This window comes from Celerinatantimonas diazotrophica, assembly GCF_004339545.1.
GTDB lineage: Bacteria > Pseudomonadota > Gammaproteobacteria > Enterobacterales > Celerinatantimonadaceae > Celerinatantimonas > Celerinatantimonas diazotrophica.
Genome location: NZ_SMGD01000019.1, coordinates 154,989 through 171,519, shown reverse-complemented (window position 1 = coordinate 171,519; position 16,531 = coordinate 154,989). Strand labels below are relative to the sequence as shown.

At 44.4% G+C, this 16,531-nt stretch carries 16 protein-coding genes; 11 read left to right on the top strand and 5 right to left on the bottom strand.

The window, feature by feature from the left end:
* Positions 1-3 precede the first annotated feature (3 nt).
* A complete protein-coding gene (locus tag EV690_RS18165) occupies positions 4-300 on the bottom strand; it encodes a hypothetical protein (RefSeq protein WP_131914447.1) in 297 nt (98 codons plus the stop codon).
* A 484-nt stretch (positions 301-784) separates the two neighbouring features.
* On the opposite strand from EV690_RS18165, the gene EV690_RS18160 reads away from it, so the two are divergent.
* From EV690_RS18160 to EV690_RS18140, 5 genes are read left to right on the top strand one after another with little or no spacing between them, the layout of a single operon-like run.
* Positions 785-1,600, top strand: a complete 816-nt coding sequence (locus EV690_RS18160) for a phosphodiesterase (RefSeq protein ID WP_131914446.1) — start codon at positions 785-787, stop codon at positions 1,598-1,600.
* Positions 1,597-2,664, top strand: coding sequence for an ABC transporter ATP-binding protein (locus tag EV690_RS18155; RefSeq protein WP_131914445.1), 1,068 nt, complete (start codon positions 1,597-1,599; stop codon positions 2,662-2,664). Before EV690_RS18160 ends, EV690_RS18155 begins: the two co-directional genes overlap by 4 nt.
* Positions 2,661-3,971 carry an ABC transporter substrate-binding protein gene (locus EV690_RS18150; RefSeq protein WP_396022812.1) on the top strand — a complete coding sequence of 437 codons (1,311 nt, stop codon included), beginning with the start codon at positions 2,661-2,663 and terminating at the stop codon, positions 3,969-3,971. Before EV690_RS18155 ends, EV690_RS18150 begins: the two co-directional genes overlap by 4 nt.
* Before the next feature lie 49 nt (positions 3,972-4,020).
* Positions 4,021-4,893 (top strand): carbohydrate ABC transporter permease, encoded by an 873-nt coding sequence (locus EV690_RS18145; protein WP_131914443.1) that lies wholly within the window; start codon positions 4,021-4,023, stop codon positions 4,891-4,893.
* The gene (locus EV690_RS18140) at positions 4,880-5,713 is read left to right on the top strand and encodes a carbohydrate ABC transporter permease (protein ID WP_131914442.1); all 834 of its coding nucleotides are present in this window, start codon (positions 4,880-4,882) and stop codon (positions 5,711-5,713) included. Before EV690_RS18145 ends, EV690_RS18140 begins: the two co-directional genes overlap by 14 nt.
* A gap of 219 nt (positions 5,714-5,932) precedes the next feature.
* On the opposite strand, the gene EV690_RS18135 is transcribed toward EV690_RS18140, so the two are convergent.
* Positions 5,933-6,892: a DMT family transporter gene (locus tag EV690_RS18135; protein ID WP_131914441.1), complete on the bottom strand. Its 960-nt coding sequence runs from the start codon at positions 6,890-6,892 to the stop codon at positions 5,933-5,935.
* A 124-nt stretch (positions 6,893-7,016) separates the two neighbouring features.
* On the opposite strand from EV690_RS18135, the gene EV690_RS18130 reads away from it, so the two are divergent.
* A complete protein-coding gene (locus EV690_RS18130) occupies positions 7,017-7,616 on the top strand; it encodes a class I SAM-dependent methyltransferase (protein ID WP_131914440.1) in 600 nt (199 codons plus the stop codon).
* A 96-nt stretch (positions 7,617-7,712) separates the two neighbouring features.
* On the opposite strand, the gene EV690_RS18125 is transcribed toward EV690_RS18130, so the two are convergent.
* Positions 7,713-8,531 carry a DUF2076 domain-containing protein gene (locus tag EV690_RS18125; protein WP_131914439.1) on the bottom strand — a complete coding sequence of 273 codons (819 nt, stop codon included), beginning with the start codon at positions 8,529-8,531 and terminating at the stop codon, positions 7,713-7,715.
* Between the two features lie 340 nt (positions 8,532-8,871).
* Between EV690_RS18125 and EV690_RS18120 the strand changes: the two genes are divergently transcribed.
* Both EV690_RS18120 and EV690_RS18115 read left to right on the top strand, forming a co-directional pair.
* Positions 8,872-9,543 (top strand): 2OG-Fe(II) oxygenase, encoded by a 672-nt coding sequence (locus EV690_RS18120; RefSeq protein WP_131914438.1) that lies wholly within the window; start codon positions 8,872-8,874, stop codon positions 9,541-9,543.
* Between the two features lie 264 nt (positions 9,544-9,807).
* Positions 9,808-11,655 (top strand): methyl-accepting chemotaxis protein, encoded by a 1,848-nt coding sequence (locus tag EV690_RS18115; protein WP_131914437.1) that lies wholly within the window; start codon positions 9,808-9,810, stop codon positions 11,653-11,655.
* A gap of 240 nt (positions 11,656-11,895) precedes the next feature.
* On the opposite strand, the gene EV690_RS18110 is transcribed toward EV690_RS18115, so the two are convergent.
* Both EV690_RS18110 and EV690_RS18105 read right to left on the bottom strand, forming a co-directional pair.
* Complete coding sequence (locus EV690_RS18110; RefSeq protein ID WP_131914436.1) at positions 11,896-12,198, bottom strand: phage holin, lambda family; 303 nt, start codon at positions 12,196-12,198, stop codon at positions 11,896-11,898.
* Positions 12,199-12,246: 48 nt separating this feature from the next.
* Positions 12,247-13,506: a glycoside hydrolase family 68 protein gene (locus EV690_RS18105; RefSeq protein ID WP_131914435.1), complete on the bottom strand. Its 1,260-nt coding sequence runs from the start codon at positions 13,504-13,506 to the stop codon at positions 12,247-12,249.
* A gap of 268 nt (positions 13,507-13,774) precedes the next feature.
* Here EV690_RS18105 and EV690_RS18100 point away from each other — a divergent pair, with 268 nt between their 5' ends.
* The 3 genes from EV690_RS18100 (at position 13,775) to dgcA (ending at position 16,519) form a co-directional block, all read left to right on the top strand.
* Positions 13,775-13,975 carry an ogr/Delta-like zinc finger family protein gene (locus EV690_RS18100; protein WP_325063396.1) on the top strand — a complete coding sequence of 67 codons (201 nt, stop codon included), beginning with the start codon at positions 13,775-13,777 and terminating at the stop codon, positions 13,973-13,975.
* 562 nt (positions 13,976-14,537) lie between these two features.
* Positions 14,538-15,548 (top strand): N-acetyltransferase DgcN, encoded by a 1,011-nt coding sequence (dgcN, locus tag EV690_RS18095; protein ID WP_131914433.1) that lies wholly within the window; start codon positions 14,538-14,540, stop codon positions 15,546-15,548.
* 2 nt (positions 15,549-15,550) lie between these two features.
* Positions 15,551-16,519 carry an N-acetyl-D-Glu racemase DgcA gene (gene dgcA / locus EV690_RS18090; RefSeq protein WP_131914432.1) on the top strand — a complete coding sequence of 323 codons (969 nt, stop codon included), beginning with the start codon at positions 15,551-15,553 and terminating at the stop codon, positions 16,517-16,519.
* Positions 16,520-16,531: the final 12 nt, after the last annotated feature.

Here is a 16,531-nt window from a genome sequence, read left to right as displayed (position 1 = left end):
GAATTACGCCAGTATGGTATCACTAGCATTTACGATAATGTGGCTACCGATGTATTGCTGAATAAAATATGTACAGCAAAGATCAACAGTCCCTAAGAAGTATTCTTCTAATTCTTGACAGGCTTGCTCGAGAATCGGATCGTGATGCGTCTCTGTAAAGTCCAGTAACTGAGAGGGTTGGTAAAAACGAATTTGGGACAAGCCCGCAGCGGATGCACTTAATGCCAATGGGCCAATCTTGGTTTTAAGCAGACAGTGATTCAAGTGGATGCACATTAGGCCGATAGATGATGTACGCACTATAACAACACCTATCTATAAACGATAGTCGCTGTTTGCTCGTTATTGGTTCAAAATACTTAATACATGTGTGCTCAATAGCCAATTTAGATGCAATATCAAGATGCTGTCTGCAAAACCTGTTAGCCGTAAAATTTAAATTGATAAATTTATTTTTAACGGTGGACATTCTGTTGAATATCGTTAGTATAGCCAACCATTCGTTGGGATTACGTATTATATCTTGATTTTTATCGTTAAAAATGTGCATCCTATATGACGATTGCGTGCAAACCCAATCACCTTTGTTGGGCTGTCGACATCCATTACTTTTTTGTAATCCTAATTTCGCAGTTAGGTCGGCAGCCCTCCTCTCATCAACTCGCCCTCCATTTTTGATAAAAAAATTAGTAATTTAGTGTTACCTATTTGTAAATAATCTGCCATGTAACTGTCATTAATCATCGCTAGCCTAGTTGCCAGAATTCAAGGTGGACAGGCAACTATGAGAATTGCGCAACTCAGTGATATGCACTTTGTCGCTCTGGGCGAGCGACTGTATGACAGTGTCGATGTTAATGCGTGCAATGCAGATATTATTCATCAATTGAACCATCTCATTGATCCGCTCGATGCGATTGTGGTTTCTGGTGATATTACCAATGATGGTACTGCCGAACAGTACCAGGCGGCTGCCAAAATTCTCGGTTATGCGCGCTATCCTCTGTATTTGATTAACGGTAATCACGATAAAACTGAATCATTTATAGAGTATCTTGCGCCATTGTGTGCTCCTTTAGAGAGTGCTGCCCAAGTGCGCTATCAGGTTGATATGGGCAAGCGACAGCTGCTGTTTATCGACTCAACGGTTCCAGGTCAAACCTATGGACAACTGAGTCAATCTACGTTGGATTGGGTCGCTGAGCAGCTTGCGCAGACCCGCCTGCCAGTCGCCATTTTTATGCACCATCCCCCACTGGCATTGAATTCAGCACATATGGATCCGATCAATTGCCGCAATGGTACAAAATTGTTGGATTTTGCTGAAGAATTTCCGCATCTGGAAGGAATTTATTGCGGACATAACCATTGCTATACGACCACTGTTTACCGCAATGTCGTGGTGATGAGTGCGCCAGCAACATCGATTCAGATCCCCGTCTATCAACACGATGCAACTCCATATTACCAATTTGATCAGCCCTCATGTTTGTTGCACTCCTTAAGTGGTGACAATCGTTGGGTGAGTTATCAGCATCATTTTCAGCTATTTCAGGGAGTGCGACGCTTTCCTTGGGTCAATGGAACAGGTGGCAAATGAGTCAGTTACACCTTCAGCAGATTAACAAACAATATACCGACCAACCGGTCATCGAAAATCTTTCGCTAGAGATTGAAAATGGTGAGTTTCTGGTGTTAGTCGGTGCTTCCGGATGTGGTAAATCAACTTTGTTACGTATCATCGCAGGACTGGAAGAAGTCTCAGCTGGACACATCTATTGTGACCAGCAGGATATTACTCACCAGTCACCTCGAGAGCGCAATTTTTCGATGATTTTCCAAAACTATGCGCTATTTCCCCATATGAGTGTAGAACAAAACATCACCTTCGGGATGAAAGTTCGAGGTGAAAAACTAAAAGACAATAAGCAATTAGTGGCGAAAACAGTTTCGATGTTGCAACTGGATGAGCTGCTGAAACGTCGTCCTAAAGAACTCTCTGGCGGGCAGCGTCAGCGGGTGGCGATGGCGCGTGCGATTGTGCGTAATCCGCGGCTTTTTTTAATGGATGAGCCGCTTTCAAATTTAGATGCCAAACTTCGTCATGATGTCCGTGATGGCATTATGGCCATGCACGAGCAGCTGCAAGTTACAACAATTTATGTCACCCATGATCAAGTTGAAGCGATGACCATGGCTGATCGTATTGTGGTTCTTGATCAAGGCCAGATCCAGCAAGTTGGCACACCCGAAGAGCTTTATCGAACGCCGAAAAACCTCTTTGTTGCCCGCTTTATTGGTTCACCCAGTATGAATACTTGGCAGCTAAGCGTCGCTGAGCACATGCTGCATTTTGCCAACTGGCAGATCTCGGTGAGTTCTCAGCGGAATTCGATTTGGCTGGGGCTTCGTCCGGAACATATTCATTTGGGCGAAAGTGATGATGGTCGTAACCAGTTTAGTGGCATTTTTGAACGTCAAGAACTACTCGGGCATGTTCGTTTATTAACGCTTCGTGCCGATTTTGGTCCAGTTCAACTCTTTTGTGATAACGAAGCGATCCTTCCGGATATCGGGCAATCGCTGACGTGTCATTTCCAGGCGCAGCGGATCCATCTGTTTTGCGCTAATACTCTGCAACGCCTATCGATAAAGGATTTATGATGAATAAACAGATGTTAATCGCTGCGGCATTCGCACTGGGCTCCTCTGCGCCTGCCATGGCTACTACCCATATTGATATGATGTTCCCCGCTCCCGTTGATGGTAAGTTAACCGTTAAAATGAATCAGCTGATTAAAGATTTTAATCAGATGCATTCTGATATTAAGGTTCGGCCTATTTTTACCGGTAGTTATGATACCACCAAACAAAAAGCCGAAGCGGCGGCTAAAGCTGGACGACCACCAGCGCTGGTGATCATGTCAGCCAATTACACCACTGATTTGGCTATCAACCATGAAATTTTGCCAATGAGTGAGCTGTTTCAATATGGGCCGGATAAAAATGCAACGGCCTTTTTAAAAGAGAACTTTTTTAAAGCCGTGCAAAAAAACGCCATGTTCAATGGCAAGGCATACGCGATGCCATTTCAGAACTCCACGCCAATTTTATATTTTAATAAAGACTTATTCAAAAAAGCGGGAATTCAGGGCGCTCCACAGACTTGGAAAGAGCTGCGTGAAGATGCTCGAAAGTTAACCTCTCGGCAAAATGGTCAATGGGGCATTATGCTGCCTTCAACGAATAACGATTACTGCGCTTGGGTGCTTTCGTCCTTGGTGCATGCGAATGGTGGTAATTTTAATAATCCCGATTATCCAGGGGAAGTCTATTACAACTCGGTGACGACCATCGGTGCACTCGATCTGTATAAGGATCTTATCTTTAAAGATAAGAGTATGCCTGAAGGCGTATTGGATTCAAAACAGATTGATGCTCAGTTCCTCTCTGGCAAATTAGGTATGACAATTCTCTCTACCGGTTCACTGACCTTTATTCGTAACCACGCTAAGTCTTTTCACTTAGGGGTGGCGATGTTGCCGAAGAAATTCCGCCGAGGGGTGATTATCGGAGGTGCTTCACTGGTGTCATTTAAAGGAATTAGTGATGCGCAGAAAAAAGCGGCTTATCAGTTACTACGTTATTTGACTAGCCCGAAAATCAACGGTGAATGGTCTCGTTTTACCGGGTATTTCGCGCCACGCAAAAAAGCGTATGACTTACCTAAAATGAAGCAATTCTTAGCCAAACACCCAAGTGCGAAGGTCGCTTTCGAGCAGCTGAAATACGCTTACCCTTGGTACAGTACTTATGAAACCGTTGCCGTGCGTCAGGCGATGGAAAATCAGGTAGCGGCTCTGATTAGTAATAAAGATTTATCGCCGGCAGAGGTTGCAGCAACTGCCCAGAAAAATGCCGATAAAATTTTAGCACCATATCAGAGAGAAACTGCGTTAAATCAGCAATAACTTGGTTAAGGGCAGAAGCCTCTGCCCTTTTTAATTGCAAAGGATGATTATGAGCTTGCGTATCCGTCCCTATCTATTATTGTTTCCCACGCTCATCTTTTTGGCGTCATTTACTTATTTGCCAGTGTTCCGTTCTATCTATGATAGTTTGTTTGATACCCGGTTAGCCGGTCAGGTGCATTATGTCGGATGGGGGAATTACCTGCGACTGTTCCATGACCCGGTATTCTGGCAAGCCTGTTTAAACAATCTTTTGTATATCCTCATGACGATGATCCCCAGTTTGTTACTGGCGTTAGGGCTAGCTTTAGCCCTGCAAGCCAATACTCGCTTTAATCAGTGGCTTAGGGCGGCAATTTTTATGCCGATGGTGTTGCCATTAGTGAGTGTGGCGACCTTGTTCTTATTTGTTTATCTGCCGTCAATGGGGCTGCTCGATTACTATTTAAGTCAGCTGTTTGGCTGGATGAATAATAACTATCTAGGGATGGAAAATTCAGCATTAATTTCGCTGGCGGTGATTGGGATCTGGAAGTTTACCGGTTACTACATGTTGTTTTTCTTAGCCGGATTACAGTCGATTGATAACGACATTATCGCGGCAGCACGTATGGAAGGGGCGAATCGTTGGCAAATATTTTGGTCTGTCACCCTGCCATTATTGCGTCCGACCTTAAATTTTGTGGTTATCGTGGCCTTTATCTATGCCGTCACTCAGATTGACCATGTAGCCGTGATGACCCAAGGTGGGCCGAATCAGTCAACGAACGTGCTGCTCTATTACATTACTCAACTCGCGACTCAAACTAATGACTATGGCAAGGCATCTGCGGCGACCTTTGTCCTGTTGATTGTAATGATGGTGATTACGGTGGTTAATCTGCGGATGATGGAAAAAGGAACATATTATGAGCGCAAATAAGCCTCGCATGAGTAAGGGAATTCTGGCGCTACTATTAATTGCGCTAGCGATTGTCTGGTTGGCACCGATCTTATGGATGATTAAATCGTCTTTCGGGCCGACTCTGTTTGGGCCGAAGATGGCATCACTGATCCCATCAGGTGCTTTTTCTATTAACCATTTTAAAGAAGCTTGGAGTAGTGCTGATTGGGTTGGTTTGTATCTGAACACTCTCTTTTTCACCTTTGGTACGTTGGCGGTTCAGTTAGTTGCCATTACCATTTGTGGTTATGTGTTTGCTTATTACGAGTTCGCCGGGAAACAACTGTTGTTTTACGCCTTCTTAATGCAGATGATGATTATGCCCGTAATGGTGATGGTGCCAAATCTGCTGACGTTAAAATCGATTGGCTTATTAGACACATTAACCGGGGCGATGCTGCCTTATTTTGCCTCGGGAATTGGGGTCTTCTTGATGCGCCAGACCTTTAGAAATGTGCCTAAAGAGCTCGAAGAGGCCGCTATTTTAGAAGGCGCTCGCTGGTGGCAAGTGATCTGGCATGTGCTATTACCGATGGCGCGCCCGGCGATGCTCGCCTTTGCAGTGGTGAGCGTGACCTACCATTGGAATGAATATCTATGGCCTCTGATGGTATTAAGTGACCCCAGCAAGCAGCTGTTAACGATTGGCTTGGTTTCGTTTGCAATGGGTGCTGAATCAGGTGGCGATTGGGGATTAGTAAGCTCGGGAACATTGATGGTCTGTGCACCATTGGTGATTGCGTTTTTAGTGTTTCAAAAGCAGTTTATGCGCAGCTTTGGTTTTTCTGGGATCAAATAATCGTTGGTGCTATCTGCTCCCTAAGCGCAATGCATCTCTCCCCACACAGCGCTCTTAGGGGGCATTTTTCATACTCAGTTCGGCAGACCGATTGAGCGTTGACTCGCAACTTTTTGCCATAGGGATCGGCTCATCTGCACAGGCTAAAGTCGTGTCGCCTCGTCAACGATGAGGAACCGCGCGGCTAATGGCTGCTAGCTATTTATTGCGAATAGGGGCTCAAGGCGCTGTTTTCGGGGGGCGATTGGATAAAATGATACCTATGATAATCAATATCAAAGCAGGAATGACATACCAATGCAGCACTTCATTTAAGATGAGTGCCGACAGTGAAACGCCGAAAATGGGGATCAAAAATAAAAAAATCGACACTTTACTGACCTGATTATGCGCCATCAACGTATTCCAAATTAAAAATGCACTGGCGGATAATCCGCATAAATAGAGCAATAACAGGCTGGCATGCCAAGAAAACTGAAAGGGCATAAAACCAACTTTACTCGCGCCAATCAGGATCAGGAGCATACCCCCAAAGAGCATTTGCCATGCAGTCAGAGGTAGAACGGGAAGTTCACGGCTGACATTGCGTTTATTTAAAATGTTGCCGTAGGCGCTAAAGAGCATCGCTATTAGCATGAGCCCCTCACCAATGCCTAGATGAAATGCCCAACCATGTTCCATCAAATGGTAAAAGCCAATGCCACAAAATCCCAGCAGGGCACTGAACAGTTTACGCCGCGATAAACGATCATCGGCAAATAGTAAATGAGCAATAATCAGCTGAAAAAAAGGTGCTGCACTGGCGACAATGGCGCTGGAAATGCCGCTGGCTAGTGCCAACCCCATATAAAAGAAAATATATTGAGCCAGAGTCTGAGTGCTGCCGACCTTGACAACCGAGCGCAATTTCGAAAAGCTAAACTGCCAAGTTGTACGATATATAACACTGCTGAGCATCAACAGTAATAATCCGGCACCACTAAAGCGATATCCGGCAAAAAGCAGTTGCATAAAGGGCTGATTATGAGCGATAGCCAGGCTACTATAACCGAGTTTGACCAACGGAAAAGCGCTGCCCCAGAGCAACGTGGCAATCAATGCCAGTGTTAAACGAACCATGGGGTTACTCAGCCAAGCCTGCTCTGAAGCATGAGTAATGGCTGAAGATGAACTGCTCATGACGAAAAATCCTTTTATCGCGTTGGTCCTTTACCATAGCCAGCTTTGGGAGACGGGTAAAGATAGTTGTTGGATTTTCTGGAATGCCCTATATTAGATAGTTCTAAAATAAAGAGGTGATTCAATGTGGGATGAGCGATTTTCAGACAGTATTTATGTTTATGGGTGTGAACCCAGTCAGTTTCTGGTTGAACAGATGCAATTGCTGGGGAATCAATCACGGCGTGTATTAACTCTTGGTGAAGGCGAAGGACGCAACGGCGTTTATTTGGCGCGCCTAGGCCATGAGGTGCATGCGGTGGATGGCTCCGTTGCTGGGCAGAGTAAAGCTCTCAATCTTGCCGAAGCGCAGCATGTTTCGCTCGATTATAGCGTTGCTGATTTGGCCGATTATCAATTTGAAGGACAGTACGACTTGATGGTGATGATCTTTTGTCACCTGCCGTTGGCGATTCGTACCAAAGTGCACCAACAAATGTGTGAACATTTAGCCCCTGGTGGCGTAATTATCTATCAAGCATATTCTCCCTGGCAGTTACAATTAGGAACTGGCGGGCCCAAAAAGCGCGAAATGTTAGTCGAGCTATCTGAACTGGAGCAGGATTTTTCCGCTTTAAATTTTATGACCTGTCGGCAATTACAGAAAAAAATCGTTGAGGGCATCTATCACACTGGTATGGCTGATGTGGTGGAAATGGTGGCTCAACGTCCTTTGTTGCATTAATAGCAATGCCGCAGATAAATTGGCTCTAACTTGGCTCCGGAAGGCCAAGTTTTTCGTTGCAGTCGATAAAAAACGCCGGCAATGCCGGCGTTGGTATTAGCTAAAAAAACTATTGTCGTCGAATCCACCACCGCCGCCAAAAGAGTCGTCATCGAAACCGTTGTCATAACCGCCATCAAAATTACTGTCCATACCATTATTGAATGGATCGTTCATATCATCCATCCCATTGGATGTATCGGCAAACTGATTGTTATCAAATCCTGCATTATTCATGCTGTTTGGGTCGGCTGAATCAAAGTTGGCATCTGGCATGTTGTTATTGTCGGGCATAAAACCGTTATTGGCCATGTCTGGGGTGTTGTTCATATCCGTTGGGTTGTCGTTCATGATGTTAACAATTTCCTCGGGACGATGACTTGAGAACATATCCATCATCAAATTACCGATCATCATGCCACCTGCCACCCCGGCAGCGGTTTGTAGTGCTCCGCCTAAGAAGCTTCCCGTCCGGGAGTAACCGCCGAAACCACCACTAGGACCACTAGGTTGATTATAATGGGGTTGGTTATAATTAGGCTGGGCGTTTTGGTTATAATTCGGTTGCTGTTGCCAACCCCCATTATTGGGAGCTTGTTGCTGTTTATGGCCAAATAATCCCGACAGAAACCCTTCCTTATTATGGCTCGTTTGCTGTTGGCGAGCGTTAAGTGCTTCCACCTGGCTTTGTAACTGTTTGATGGTCGCTTGCTGAATAATCATGGTTTGAGCCATATAGTAAGGTGCACTCGGCTGGGCGATCAGATGTTTATCAATCAATGATTGGGCATCGCTATCGCGTTGGCCATTTTGTTGCTCAGCCTGTTTGAGCTTGGCGAACAAATCATCAATCAATTGTTGGGTATTCTGCTCCATAACTACTTACCTCAAAGCATAGAAATGTGATGAGTCCAAATGAGGTTTAGCACATCAGCCAGACTCAGATTATTACTATTTACGGTCAAATCGCTTCAAGTTCAACTATACTCGATGCATCTTTACAAAATTTTAAATAATTTTGTTGCCTCTTCACATGAACAAATATATAAAGTCATCGCCCGATGGCAGGGTAGAATATGTGTATCGGTTGGCTCTTTTAAAGACAGTGGTGTGTAGATTCATGGCTCATTTTGAGTGGGGCAAACCGAGTAAAATTATATAACCTTACTCTTAAAGGCATGCCCTTAAGAGCACCTAGTCATAAGGACTAATACCTATGGGTGCCATTCATTTATCCAATCTCGACTTTTCACACGATGATTCGCAAAGCTTATTTGCCAAAATCGCCAGTGATCTATTGGAACAGGGTTATAGTATTCAACTACAAGCATTGCCGCAGCACATGAGCGAAGCGCTCTATGAGCAAGTGACAAAATTACATGAGCAGGAATTTATTCGTGCTGGTGTGGGCCGCAAAGATGAGTTCCAGCAGAATCAGTTTATTCGCCGTGATGAAATTTGCTGGATCGATGGTTCAACTGCGACTGGGCGCTGCTGGTTGGATTGGACCGCACAGCTACAGAACTATTTGAATCGGCGATTATTCTTAGGGTTATTCTCATTTGAAAGTCATTATGCCCATTATGCTCGCGGAGATTTTTACAAACGCCATTTTGATGCTTTTCATGGGCAATCGAATCGAGTGTTAACCGTCGTCACGTATCTGAACCAAAACTGGCAAAAAGAAGATGGGGGGCAGATGGTGCTGTATCGCAATCAAGATGACCTCATTGGGACTCAAATATTACCAACGATGGGAACCATTGCCGTTTTTCTCAGCGAAGAGTTTCCTCATGAAGTGTTACCGGCGATGCGAGATCGTTATTCGATTGCTGGGTGGTATCGGTTGAATAACTCACTGCAGGGGCGTATTGATCCGCCTCGCTAAAGGGATTAAGCCATTTGTATGAACTTGCTGGCTCCCTATATAAATAAGTTTTAAAAAATATTTTCTTCCCGTAGACTCAATCGAGTCAACGCCCTGCTTAGCGCAAGGTTGATGCGATCACATTAGATTAATCCTGGCATGATTAAATGCTCTGTATCGTTGTTTGTGATCAGTGGTCTTCAACTAAGGAAAGTAGACAATCTCAATGATGGATCAGTGCTCTTTACAGCCTCCATTGATGTTTGTTGAAGTGGAGGAAGTCGTATGACTATTAAACAAAAACTTACCTTAACGGTTTTTTTAGCTTTACTGCTTTTAGCTGCCGGATTGTATGGTGTACAGCATCGCTTACTAAGCGATAATGCCATGGCAAATGTTCGGTTGCGTGCCAACGAACTGGGCAATACCACCGCAGGACAACTGGGCGAGTGGTTAGAGAGTAAAGTTACAGTCTTAAAAACAATCAGCAAACTTAAACAAGATGATAACCTGCCAAGTCGTCTGCTGCAGGCACAGCAAGCCGGCGGGTTAAGCTTGACCTACCTAGGTACCTCTCAGGGGCAATTTATTACCGGTGACACCAGTTATAAACTCCCTGATGGCTATGATCCCAGGGATCGTCCTTGGTATCAGCAAGCAAAAAAATTGGGTCTTTATAAATCAGCACCGTACCTTGATAAGGGAACCCATGCATTGGTGATGAGCCTCTTGCAAAGCGTCCCCGATGGGGTGTATGGCGTGGATTTATCACTGGATAAAATGGTTGCCCAACTTAAAGCTCTTTCCAATGAAAATATGCAGGCATTTTTGGTGGGGCACAATGGTAAAATCTTGGTCTATCCCAAAGCAAAATGGGAGCTTAAAGAGCTGAATGAACTAAGCCCCAAGCTTAATCTGGATTCATTGCAACAGCATCAGCTAATCGATGCAAACGTTGATGGAGTGGAAAGCCTTGTTAGTTTTACGCCGGTTCCGCATACGCAATGGTATCTGGCGCTTAGTTTTAATAAAAAGGCGGCTTTGGCCAATTTCAACCAGACCTCTTTTTATACGGTGATCTGTATTCTGGTTGGCTTTGTACTGGTGGTTGTCCTGTTATATTTTGCAATTGCCCGGGCCTTTTTACCACTCAAACGACTACAAATTGCGATGGATGAATTGGGGCGACAGGGGGATGCAGACCTAACCCAACGGCTCGATTTTGTCCGTAGCGATGAAATTGGTCAACTCTCTCAAAGTGTTGATATTTTTCTGGAGCGACTGCATCAAATGTTACTCGCGGTGCGTCGTGATACCGAAGCTCTTTATGAGAATGCCCATATTAGTGCCCAAGGTGCGAGTCAAACCAGCCAACAGTTAGCGAATCAGCAGCAGGAAGTGTCACAGGTCGCCACGGCTATCAACGAAATGAGTGCCACCGCCAGTGAAGTTGCGGCGAATGCTGAACAAACCGCTGCTGCTGCTCAGTTCTCCTCTGAGGCGAGCATGCAGGGGCGTGCGGTGATTGAAAATAATCAGGAACAGATTACGGCATTGGCGCATCATCTGGAAACGACGGCCCAAGGTGTTCAACAACTCGAACAAGATAGCAAAGAGATTGCCAGTATTTTAACCACGATTCAAAGTATCGCTGAACAGACCAACCTATTGGCTCTGAATGCTGCGATTGAATCGGCTCGAGCCGGTGAGCATGGTCGTGGATTCGCCGTGGTTGCGGATGAAGTGCGCCATTTGGCACAACGTACCGCTGAGTCGACGGAGGAAATTCATACTATGCTGTCTCGGTTGGCGGAAAATACCCGCGAAACAGTTGCAACCATGGAACAGAGTCAGCAACAGGCACAGCTTAGCGTTGAAGAGGCGAATAAAGCCAAAGAAGAGTTAGATAAAATAACACGTTCAATCACTGAAATTAGTGACATGTCAACGCAAATCTCGAGTGCTGCTGAAGAGCAGCGGGCTGTGACGGAGGAAATTTCGCGCAATACTCAGCAAATTTCGGATGTTTCAGAGCAGCTGCAACAAAATTCTGACAATAACTCGACTCAGGTGCGCCAATTGAATGAGATTGCACAGCGTCTGCATGAGCAGGTTAGTCAGTTTAAACTGTAAAGCAATGGATGAACCCGCAGAATTTGTTTAATGCTGGTTAGTGACGACTAAATCCGATATCTGCCTTTGATATCGGATTTTTTAGATTTTAGTCTCTGGTTGGTTTTATAGCTGTATTTTACACTGTACCTTGTTTATCTTTATTTATCTGTGGCGCGAGGTATATGGTTGTCATTTAATGGTTAACTTAGCCAACATTGGCAATGTATGGTATTGAAGAGTTGCATTTGTATTATGATTTTAGGGTAAATTCTTTGATATAATTTTGTTAATCCAGTAGTTGATTTTTTTGACGCCCATAAAGCCAATAAAACCACCAATAGAAACAGTGAGATGACTAGAAACACCCATAAAATTGATGAGTGATACAGCTATTAAAGTTAGACAACCACATAACATTCCCTCTAAGATTATTTCAAGGAAACTCCCTCCTGAATATATAATTCTAAGGGCAGCCATAAAGATAGAAATAAAAAGGCTAAACAGAATTGAGTCACCTTTTAATAAACCTTTAAAAAAGCTATAAAGAGTATTGATATCCATTTTTTACCTTTTTAAATAAAGTGGTGCAAAAGCACCACTTTGCTATCATTATTGCAAGACAATATTTTTCATCGGTGGAATAAATCCATAATCGAATTCTTTCACCATAAAGGTTTGATTCCCTTCAAGCTTAATTTGTACCGTTGGCGCTTCTGTTCCGCCAATACGATAATCACCATCATAATCATCGTCACTTGTGGATGGCACACTATCAATAAATGATGTCACCAAGCCATTGGGCATAACGCAATGTGAATAAGTTTGGAATGGTTGAGATGATGGATTACCCAAAACCAAACCTGAGCCATTTAATGGTTGATAAGGGCCGAATAACGAATCACTAACGAAACCATATACCCCATCTGGTCCCGTCAGACCATCTGCATAAGTGTATTTGTGGCTAATGGTAAATAGGTAATATTTCCCATCTTTAAAGACAAAATGCGGCCGTTCAGTCTGGTCATTGACCCCAACTGCTGTAATCAGTGGCGGAAGAAGTTGCCAGTTATTGCCGTCAGTGTCGGTGGCTACAGCTAAACCAATGCATCCAGCTTGATATCGAGCACCACCCACATCACTATAACCTGGAGGTACATCCCCCATATCGGTTGTAGTAATTTCATGGGAGCCTCGATTACCGGCGACATTCCCTTCAAAGACCATATATAGCCGGCCATCTTTCGGGTCAATGAAAGGGCTTGGATCCCTGAAATTCCAAAATTGGTTTTGTTCTTCGGTCTGGTAGTAGAAACCGTCGGCAGAAAATAGCTCAGTGACGTGATCAAATTCTGAGAGTTCGACTGCATTCTCTGTTGTGGTGATTTTCCCTCTGACTTTAGCAATCGTGGCCCCGGGGGTGACACAGGTATAGTAAAGTTCAATGTCTCCTTGGTCGTTTAATAAAATGGGGGTACCAGCCCATTCTCGGGTTGTTGGTGATACGCCTTCACGCATCACCCGTCCCCCCAATATCCAGTTCTTACTATCTTTGGCATACCAATAGTAGATTCGGGCACGGCCATGGCGATTTTCCCAGTCAGTGGTGATGTCATAACTGCCATCTGCATTTTTATATGTTTCTGGGTCTTTGATTGCCGTCAATGTAAAGATAACGGACCAGCCATCCACAGAAACGATACTGCCATCCAATGTTCTTAAAGGTAAGGTATCCCAAATAAATAGATTTTCATCCATGGTTGGAAATGAAATAGAAACCTCTGGCTGAGTTGTTGTTGGGTCATCAGCGTGAACTTTGAGTGCGTCTGCTCGAGACCAAGCTGTTGTCATAACTTTATCTTGTAATGTCATAATAAACCTTCTTTATTAGGTCGTGTTTAAGGAGGTTTAATAAAAACATAAATAAGTTATTAAATATAATCAAAAATGTTCTTTAATAAATGAAACAACAATGAAAATAGTTTGTTGTGTAGAAAATGATAGATTAAATAATAGTAGATTTTTCAGGTTCGCTACTTATTATGTATTTTTATAATTATTATTATAAATTATCACCCAAAGATCTAAATAGAACATGTCGCCTCTAAATTTAAACATAATTTATTGATGTTAGGTGGGAATGATTATGATGCGTTGTCCAATATGTAATAAACCAGCTCATATTAGAACGAGTCGTTATTTAACGAAAACAACTAAGGAATCTTATTATCAGTGTCAAAATATAATGTGTTCATGTACATTTAAAACCATTGAAACATTAGACAAAATTATTTGTTCTCCAATTCAGGACTATGAAAATAATGTGGAAATAGTTGTATAGACATAGAGTGTCTATCGTTTTGTATATGCTATATATAAAAATAGATAATGAGCTCGTCAATCATGCTGTGTAACAGTCGAATGACATATAATCTGTAAGCCTTACTTCGAACATAATCATAAAGCGATTCAACGCTTATCGTCACCGTTTCTCATGGACATTTCCGACATAGGGAAGCCTCTTGGATCGCTAACAAGACGATTTATTGTACATCTATCCGCCTGAGACTGTTTGCCCGCTTGGATTTTTTCAGGCTGACAACGTCGCCCCAATCGTATCCGTTGTGGAATCTGCTCTTTAATGACCCGCGAGGGAGGTGCCCCGAGTTTGTCGTGGTCCCTAAGCAATGGTTCACAACCGGCTAATTTGAAAAAGCTGTCCTATCTGATTTGAGCGCTCTGGTGATGAGTCATGTTTGCGCCATTATTTATGCGGAATAAACTGATCATGACTATAACCTAAGGTTATACCCCTGCAATATATAAGTATTCGCCAAGTTAGGTGTAGGTGTGGATATTGGAATGTAATCAATCTTTAACATTTGAATAGAACTAGGATGGATATGGACATACCACAACCTTACCTTCTTTTTTTAGGTGATGTGACGGACCCTCTGGCCGCAAAAACAGCACGCGGAATTCATGCATGGCGTCCACAGCAATGTGTCGGGCAATTGCGTATTGCGACTACCGGCGTAACACTTGGCTTGGATGATCTAACGATTGAACAAGCCTGTGAGAAGGGCGCGAAAACACTGGTATTGGGCACGGCGAACGCTGGTGGTTTTTTGCCTGAACATTGGCTCGAGACGATTCGTCAGGCGATTCGCTCAGGGATGAATGTCGCCAGTGGTTTACATGAGCGACTCAACGATAATGTTGAGCTCACTGAACTGGCAAAAACACATCAAGTGAAGCTGTTTGATGTCCGTCATACTCAGGAAAAACTCAAAGTGGGGAACGGTAAACCTCGCGCGGGTAAACGAGTTTTGACCGTAGGGACCGACTGCGCGGTTGGCAAAATGTACACCTCGTTGGCGCTGGAAGCGGCGATGTTAGAACTGAACATGAATGCGCAGTTTCGTGCAACGGGCCAGACGGGCATTTTAGTCGCTGGGACGGGGATCTCTATTGATGCGGTCGTATCAGATTTTATCTCCGGCGCAGCAGAACTGATCTCACCTGAAAACAGTGATGATCACTGGGATATTATTGAAGGACAAGGATCGCTGTTTCACCCGTCATATGCGGGCGTGAGTCTGGGCTTGTTGCACGGCTCGCAGCCTGATTATCTGGTGATGTGTCATGAAATGGGGCGCCCTCATACGCGTCATTTGCCGCACCATCCATTAGTGAGTTTGGCCGATTGCATTAAAGAAAACCTGCGTGTTGCTAAGGTGACCAATGCTCATACTGAGTTGGCTGGGATTGCGGTGAATACTTCGCAATACTCAGACGAGCAGGCACATCGCTATTTAAGTGAGATTAGCCAAGAATTTGGTGTTCCAGCAACCGATCCGGTGCGTTATGGCATTGCTGAGATCGCGCAGTTTTTAAAAGTGCACGGAGGATAGGCATGCGTCAGGTTGAAATCGATGCATTGCGGCTGCCGCTTGCTCGCCCATTTGCTATCTCCCGCGGGACACGCAATGCCACCGAAGTGGTGCGGGTGAGTATTGAGGAAAATGGCTTTGTTGGTTGGGGCGAATGTACTCCGACAGCCCATTATCAGCAAAGTTGTGCAAGTGTTGTCGAACAACTTGAGTCTGTGCGCCCGTTAATTGCCGAAGGTCTTAGCCGTGAACAATTGCAACAGATATTGCCCCATGGTTCAGCCCGCAATGTGCTTGATTGTGCACTGTGGCGATTGGATGCAGCGCAACAAGGTCGTTCTCTTTGTGAATATGCCAGCATTCCCATCCGCAATTCGCTCATCACCGCCCAAACTTTAGGCTTGGATAGCGTTGCCGCGATGGCCCAAAGTGCTGCTGAAGCCGTTGCTAGTGGTGCCAAGTTACTCAAGATCAAACTTGATGCCGAGCAAGTGATTGAAAAAGTTGCTGCGATTTGCCAAAACGCGCCCAATGCGCAGCTGATTATTGATGCCAATGAAGCATGGGCATCATTGGCATTGCCGGATATCCTCGCGCAATTGAGTGAATATGGAATCGAGATGGTTGAGCAGCCGCTACCTGCCGAAGCAGATAAATTGCTGGCGCTATTTGACCATCCGCTGCCAGTCTGTGCTGACGAAAGCTGTCACACTAGCGAGGATATTAAAAAGTTGTCAGATCGCTACGATATGGTCAATATCAAGCTAGATAAATGTGGCGGGTTGACTGAGGCCCTGAAGATGGTTGAAGTTGCCAAAGCCTGCCAAATGCGAGTCATGGTCGGATGTATGTTAGGTTCATCAATGGCGATGGAAGCTGCTTTGCCAGTGGCCTTACAAGCCGAGTTTGTGGACTTAGATGGCCCGCTTTGGCTGGCTGCCGATAGTGCCCCCTACCTTTGTTATCACCGCGGTCAAATTGAGTTGCAATAATATGTTATCAAG